This is a genomic window from Dactylosporangium aurantiacum (genome assembly GCF_000716715.1).
In the GTDB taxonomy this organism is placed as follows: Bacteria; Actinomycetota; Actinomycetes; order Mycobacteriales; family Micromonosporaceae; genus Dactylosporangium; species Dactylosporangium aurantiacum.
Genome location: NZ_JNYJ01000058.1, coordinates 48,212 through 54,405, shown reverse-complemented (window position 1 = coordinate 54,405; position 6,194 = coordinate 48,212). Strand labels below are relative to the sequence as shown.

Genomic DNA, 6,194 nt, shown 5'->3' with positions numbered 1-6,194 from the left:
TGGTCGATACACCAGATACCGGAGACCTCACTCGTTATCGATCACCGCCACACCGACACACGGTCAGCGATCGACAACCACTTACCAAACACGCCTTAGATCCGTAGCACGTCACGGTCGCAGCAGGGCTTTGAGGGAACCGATCTCGTGTCCGGTGAGCCCGGCCGACTCCAGATATGTGGCGGTATCAAAGGTTCTGACCCAGTCGCGCAGCACCGGTACCCGGTCGGCCAGTTGGCGCTCCAGGTCCTCCGGCTCGGTCGCGGACTGGTGATGTTCCCGCCAGGCCTGCTGGTCGGGGTCGTACACCCAGGCGTGGCCTGCATAGGACCCCGCGCCGCGCCATCCGTCCGCGTAGTCCTCGACGATGGCGTCCGTGGTCGCGCCGGCCAGGTCCAGCAGCATCGCGCAGATCATGCCGGTGCGATCCCGGCCACCGGCGCAGTGGACGAGCACGGCGGTCTCGGCCTCGGCGAGGGCGCGCATGACCCGCGCGATGCGGGCCGGGGCGAGCCGGGCGTTGTCGGTCCAGCCGCGGGGGTGGTCCAGCCACGGGCCGCAAACCCGCAGGTACTCGACGTCGTCGGGGTCTTCGGTCGGCGCCGACACGAACACCAGTCCGTGCAGCGACTCGGGCCGGATGATCGGGTGGTCCGGGGTGCGCTGGGTCTCCGCCGGGGCGTTGCGCAGGTCCACCACGGTGCGCAACCCTGCCTGCTTCCCCGCGGCCCAGCCCTCATCGGTGAGATACTCGGGTGCGGCGGAGCGGAACACCCGTCCGCGCGCCGTGGTCCCGCTGTCGCACAGCGCCCGGCCGCCGAGGTCACGCAGGTTCCGCGCTCCTGACCAGGACAACACGTCGGCCATCGCCACCTCCCGGCCTCCAACGACGAGCCGCCTGGGCGACAGTAGACCAACGTCCCGCTCGGCGCTGACACAAGGCTCTGATCACCCGGCGGATGCATTCCTCGACGTCGATCACGACCTTACCGGTGGCGGCGCCGCTCTCCACGGCCGCGTGGGCGTCGGCGACCGTGGCGAGGGTGAATCGCCGGGGGTCGAGCAGGGGCTTCAGCGCCCCCGCGTCGACCAGGTCGGCGACCTCGCGCAGGATCTCGCCGTGGTGCTCACGTCCGCGGCCGGTCAGCATCGGCAGCGGGGTGAACACCCCGGAGTAGCTGGCGCCGCGGAACGACAGCGGTGCGAGGCTGTGGGTGCCCCAGCCCAGTGCGCTGACGACGTGACCGGTGTAGGTGCGGACCGCGGTGAAGGACAGGTCGAGGGTGGCGCCGCCGACGGTGTCGAAGACCACGTCGAAGCCCTCGCCGCCGGTGTGCTCGGCCACGTAGTCCGTCACCGGTGTGGTGGTGTAGTCGATGGGCGTCGCCCCGAGCCGGGCGATGGTCGCCAGGCTCCGGGCGGATCCGGTGGCGAAGACCTCGGCGCCACGGGCCCGGGCGATCTGGATGGCGATCTGCCCGACGCCGCCGGCACCGCCGTGGACCAGTACCTGCTGGCCCGCGCGTACCTGTGCCCGGTCCACCAGCGCTTCCCATGCGGTGATGGCGGCCAGCGGCAGCGCGGCGGCCTCGCGCGGGCTGAGCGACTCCGGCTTGTGAGGCGGGCCTGTCGCGGATGCCCGGATCGACCTGCGCCTGCTCAGGTCGAAGTTGAACCGTCGCCCCGGTGAGCTGTCGCGATGCGCCTCCAAGGCGACCGCCTTCTGGTACGCCTCAGGGAGCGGATTCCCCGGGGGCGGCGGTCGCAAGGACCTCATCGGCGATGGCTGTGACGACGGCCGGATGGCGGTCCGGCAGCAGGCCGACGTAGGCCGCCCACGGCCCGGTGCACAGCGCCTCACCGACGAGGTGCGGGGTCCGGTCCGGTGGTGCCGCTTCCGCGAGGGCGACCAGCACCCGCGCCGAGCGGCCCGGGTCGGGGATCGCGCGGCTGAGCGCCTCCGCATGGCCCGGTCTTCCGGTCCTGATCGCGAAGCGGGCGACGGCCTCGAGCGCGTGGGAGCGGGCGTGGTCGTTCGTGATGCCGTGGGCGAAGGCTTCCGCCAGCGCGGCCGACGTGTGCGTCCGGTCGTCCGCGCCGCACCGGTGGTAGATCTCGGCCGCGGCCAGGTGCGCCTGAGCCGGCCAGTAGGGTTCCTGCGTCGCAACGGCCAGGCTGGTGATGTCAACGGCGAGGTTCACCGCGCGGGTCGTGTCACCGGCGTCGACGGCCGCCAGCGCGATCTCCGACAGTGCGTCGCACCGGTGCTGGTCGCTCTCGATGGTGCGGACCAGGCCGGCGGCGCGGCCGAGGTCGCCGGCGGCCGCGAACGTCCTGACCACCGTGACGCGCTCGGCATCCATGTCCAGGCCGTCGATGTCGATCCGGTCCAGGATCGTTCGGGCCCGGGCGATGTCACCGGTGGACACGTAGGCGACGGCGACGGCGGCCAGGGACTCGGTGTCGGTGCCGGCCTGCTGTTCGGCATCGCGCAGCAGGTCTCCGGCGCGGTGAGGGTGGTCGGTGGCGATCGAGGCGAGGGCCTGTGTCTGCCAGTACGGCCCGAGCGTGGCTCGGGCGATCACCTCCGGGCGCGTCGGATCGCCGTGTGCCGCCGCCGCTTGCGCAGCTGTGGCGATGGCCAGCTCCCGCCGGCCCGCGATGACGATCAGCGCGGCGACACGCAACGACCGGTCGAGGTCCCCGGCGGCGGCGACCGCCTCGGTCAGGGCGATGAGCGCCAGCTCCCGGTCGGTCGACGGAACAGGGCTCTCGTCGGTCCACGCGGCACGTTCCGCCTCGTACATGAGCGCGGTCGCCTGTGCGGTGTCGCCGGCCTCCGCAACGGCCCGCGCGACACCGGCGAGCGCCTCCGCCCGGTCGCGGCCACGGGGCATGGCGCGGACCAACGCGACACCGCTGCCCGCGCGCCCGACCCGCACCAGAGCGACCCCGACGTCCTTGACCGCGGCGCCGGACGGGCCGACGGTGGTCACCGCCTCGTCGAGCAGCGCGGCGGCGGCTTCCAGGTCACCCACGCGAATCAGCTCGTGAGCGATGGTCGCGAGGGCCTGAGCACGCTCGTCGGCGCCCGTGATCGACCGGGCGATGGCCGAGGCCCGCGGCAGGTCCCCACCAGCGGCGGCCGCCCCCGCGATCGCGGCCAGGGCCATCTCCCCGAAGGGCTTGTCGAGCAGCGCGGTGAGGGCCGCCGCCCGGTCCGTTTCGCCGTACCGCGCGGCGGCACAGGCGACGTAATTGAGCGCTGCCTGCGCCTGCCAGTCGTCGGCCGGCTCGACGCCACGCGCGACCGCCTCGGCCTCGTCGAGGTCACCCGCGGTGGCCAGGGCGAACGCGATCGCGGACAAGGCATTCGCGCGGGACGCGGTCTCGTCGAGCGCGTCGAGGAGGGTCGCGGCTCGGCGGATCATGCCCCGGGCGCGGTCCAGGCAGCCCGCCTCCGCTGCGACACGGGCCGCATGCGTGAGACTGGAAATCTGCTCGATGGGCCAGTGTTCCAGCGCGGCCAGGCGTTCCGCCTCGGCGAACAGCGCCTCGACCTCCGCCGGGTCGACGAGGCCGACAGCGACCGCGGCGACGCCGAGCACGGCGTGGCCGCGGCGGTCGCGGTCGGTCACCGCCCACGCCCCAGCGACCGCTTCGGCGATCATGGCCTTCGCGCGGTCCGGCCGGCCGGTCTCGGCCATGGCCTCGGCCAGCTTCGCCAGGTCGGCCGGCGCCGGCTCGGCCCGCCGCCCCGAGCGGATGATCGCCTCCGCGCGCTCGACGTTGCCGAGCCGGAGCCACATCGCCGGGATGCTGGCCGGCAGGTACGGACGGCTCGCGAGCAACGCTTCCCGGTGGACCGCCACCCTGGCGACCAGGCTCAGGTCGACGGGGTGCCGGCCGAGCAGCAGCTGTTGCGTGGTGGTCAGCTCCGTCAACGCGGCACCGATGCCGCCGGTGTACTCGCGCAGACGGCGATGACGGTCGCGGTCAGTGGCGCAGACGACCATCCGCTCCAGATCGTTCGTGCTGCGGAGCAGCTCGAAGTAACCCCGCAGCAGGTCCTCGGGTGTGTCATCGGGCCAGCCACGGTCGCGGTAGCTGTCGAAACGGGCGTGCAGGTCGGTCAGGTCGCGGCGCACGGCTCACTGTAGATGCCGGCGGACACCGGTCACCGCCGTGCGGCGCTGGGCGGAGACGACGACGGTCCACAACCTCACCGTCGCGGACGTTCGCACGTGTCAACGCCACGACGCGGCCGTTCGCAGCACCGCGTCGAGCGTGGGTCCGAGGTCGCCGCCCGTGACCGCCGCCACGACGCCGGTGAGCTCGGCGAGGGCGGCGTACGCGATGCGGCGCTCCGGCGCGGCGAGCCCGGTCCGCAGTACTGTGAGCGCCACGTGCGCCTGGCCCGGTTCGGCCGCCACGATCGCCGATGCCCGTCGCGCCATCGCCGTCATGGTGAAGGTGTCCCGCGCGGCCACGCCGGCGTACCGGATGACGAGCGGTGGCGGCAGGTGCGACGCGAGGCCGTGCACGGCCCGCCGCCGAGGGTTGCCGTCGTCGAACGCGACAGCGGCGGCCATCGCTCGGTCGAGCTGCGCTTCGGACAGCACCGGGCCGAGCGCGACCAGTGTCTGTGGGCGCGGGTTGCCGGCGGGGCCGAGGGCCAACGCCAGCGCGTCGGCGACGGGCAACATGTTCTGGAACGTGACCTTGTCCATGGCGAGGAGCTCGTCCATGATCCTCGCGGTCGTCGCGGCCCTCTCCTCGGGCGTCAGGTGCGGCAGCAGGTCGACCCATTCGAAGACCCGGGCGTAGTCGTGTTCGGCGGTCGCGGTACTGGCCGACGCCAGGGCGATCAGCCGCCGCCGGTCGTCTTCCGGCACGTGCGGGAGCAGCTGACGGACCGACCTGCCGTGACCTGGGACCAGCCGGCCGTCGCGGTGCAGCTGCGCGAGCGCCCGACGCGAGGTCCAGCTGCCTTCAGTCACCGCCAGCTCGAGCAGGTCCGCGCTGATGTTGTCGCGTCTGCCGCGCAGACCCGCGCCGACCAGCCCGAACCAGATCTCGTCATGGAGCGCGGGTGCTGGCCGCCCGGCGGCGACGGCGGCGTCGGTCAGCTCGGCGGCGTGCCTGCGGGCGAGCTCGACCTCGTCGAGGTAGTCGTCGATCGAGCCGGATGCGGTCTGGGCCGATGCGCGAACCGGCTGTGGAGGGTGGCCGGCGACCCGACCGCCCCTCAAGCCCCGGCGGATGTCAGCGTGTGAGGTGGTAGACGCCGAGCGTGAACGCGGCCAGCATCCCCACGAACACCACCGCGACCCCGATGAGCTGCCCGCGCGGCTCATTCGGCGTGCGCCGCAGGCGGATGAACACGAACCCGGCCCCGACCATGCCGATCAGCCCGATGACGACACCTAACCAGGGCTGCTCCGCGATGGTGGGAGCGGTCGACGCGACGATCACCCCGCTATCGTGCCCGCCGGGCCCGTCCGGCGCGATCACCGCCGGACGCGCGGCTGCGGCTTCCTAGCGGATCGTGACGGACTTCCCGTCGGGGATGCGTGCGTACTCGGTGCCGCCCTTGGATTCCAGCCAGCCGTCGAAGTACTCCTGGCCGAGCTCGTTGAGGGTGGCGTCGTGGATCGGGAACGCCCGCTTCGGGCGGACCGCCCGCACGAAGTCCAGCGCCTCGGCCAGTTTGAGCCAAGGGGCGGCGGCCGGCACGAGCAGCGTCTCGACCGGCGACGGCGGCACGAACAGGGAGTCGCCCGGGTGGTACACCGTGCCGTCCACGATGAAACCGACGTTGGCGCAGCCGGGCAGGCCCTCGTAGATCTCGGCGTGTGTCCCGCCCACGACGTCGACGGAGAACCCGGCCGCCGTGAACCGCCGGCCCGGCTCGACGGCGACCGCCGCGCCGCCCAGCTCGGGGGTTGACTCGATCGCGGTCGGTGGCAGGTACACCCGGAACGCGGAATTGCGCCGGCTCGCCGCGACGAGCCTGGTGACGTCGAGGTGGTCGGGGTGTTCGTGCGTCACCAGCACCTCGTCGACCCCGTCGAGGGCTTCGGCCGCCGAGAACGTGCCCGGGTCGATGACCAGCACCCGGTCGTCCGCCTCCACCCGCAGACAGGCGTGGCCGTATTTGATCAGACGCATGCACCCACTATGGCAGGGGGCGG

At 72.9% G+C, this 6,194-nt stretch carries 6 protein-coding genes; all 6 read right to left on the bottom strand.

Features of this window, described 5'->3' with window-relative positions:
* Window positions 1-111: 111 nt before the first annotated feature.
* The 6 genes from OP18_RS43870 to OP18_RS43845 all read right to left on the bottom strand — a co-directional run bounded on the left by OP18_RS43870 (window position 112) and on the right by OP18_RS43845 (window position 6,171).
* Window positions 112-867 (bottom strand): tyrosine-protein phosphatase, encoded by a 756-nt coding sequence (locus tag OP18_RS43870; RefSeq protein ID WP_156090202.1) that lies wholly within the window; start codon window positions 865-867, stop codon window positions 112-114.
* Window positions 824-1,543 (bottom strand): zinc-binding dehydrogenase, encoded by a 720-nt coding sequence (locus tag OP18_RS60010; protein ID WP_211273862.1) that lies wholly within the window; start codon window positions 1,541-1,543, stop codon window positions 824-826. The genes OP18_RS43870 and OP18_RS60010 overlap by 44 nt, the downstream gene beginning before the upstream one ends.
* Before the next feature lie 190 nt (window positions 1,544-1,733).
* The gene (locus OP18_RS60005) at window positions 1,734-4,148 is read right to left on the bottom strand and encodes a tetratricopeptide repeat protein (RefSeq protein WP_033365274.1); all 2,415 of its coding nucleotides are present in this window, start codon (window positions 4,146-4,148) and stop codon (window positions 1,734-1,736) included.
* Between the two features lie 99 nt (window positions 4,149-4,247).
* Window positions 4,248-5,252, bottom strand: coding sequence for a hypothetical protein (locus tag OP18_RS43855; RefSeq protein ID WP_033365273.1), 1,005 nt, complete (start codon window positions 5,250-5,252; stop codon window positions 4,248-4,250).
* Window positions 5,253-5,265: 13 nt separating this feature from the next.
* Entirely contained in the window at window positions 5,266-5,475 is a 210-nt protein-coding gene (locus OP18_RS43850) for a hypothetical protein (RefSeq protein ID WP_033365272.1), read from the bottom strand.
* Window positions 5,476-5,538: 63 nt separating this feature from the next.
* A complete protein-coding gene (locus OP18_RS43845) occupies window positions 5,539-6,171 on the bottom strand; it encodes an MBL fold metallo-hydrolase (protein WP_033365270.1) in 633 nt (210 codons plus the stop codon).
* Window positions 6,172-6,194 lie beyond the last annotated feature (23 nt).

What these genes read in the sequence shown, in the direction of transcription:
- OP18_RS43870 (WP_156090202.1), bottom strand. Translation starts at nt 867, where the DNA reads ATGGCCGACGTGTTGTCCTGGTCAGGAGCGCGGAACCTGCGTGACCTC.
- OP18_RS43845 (WP_033365270.1), bottom strand. Translation starts at nt 6,171, where the DNA reads ATGCGTCTGATCAAATACGGCCACGCCTGTCTGCGGGTGGAGGCGGAC.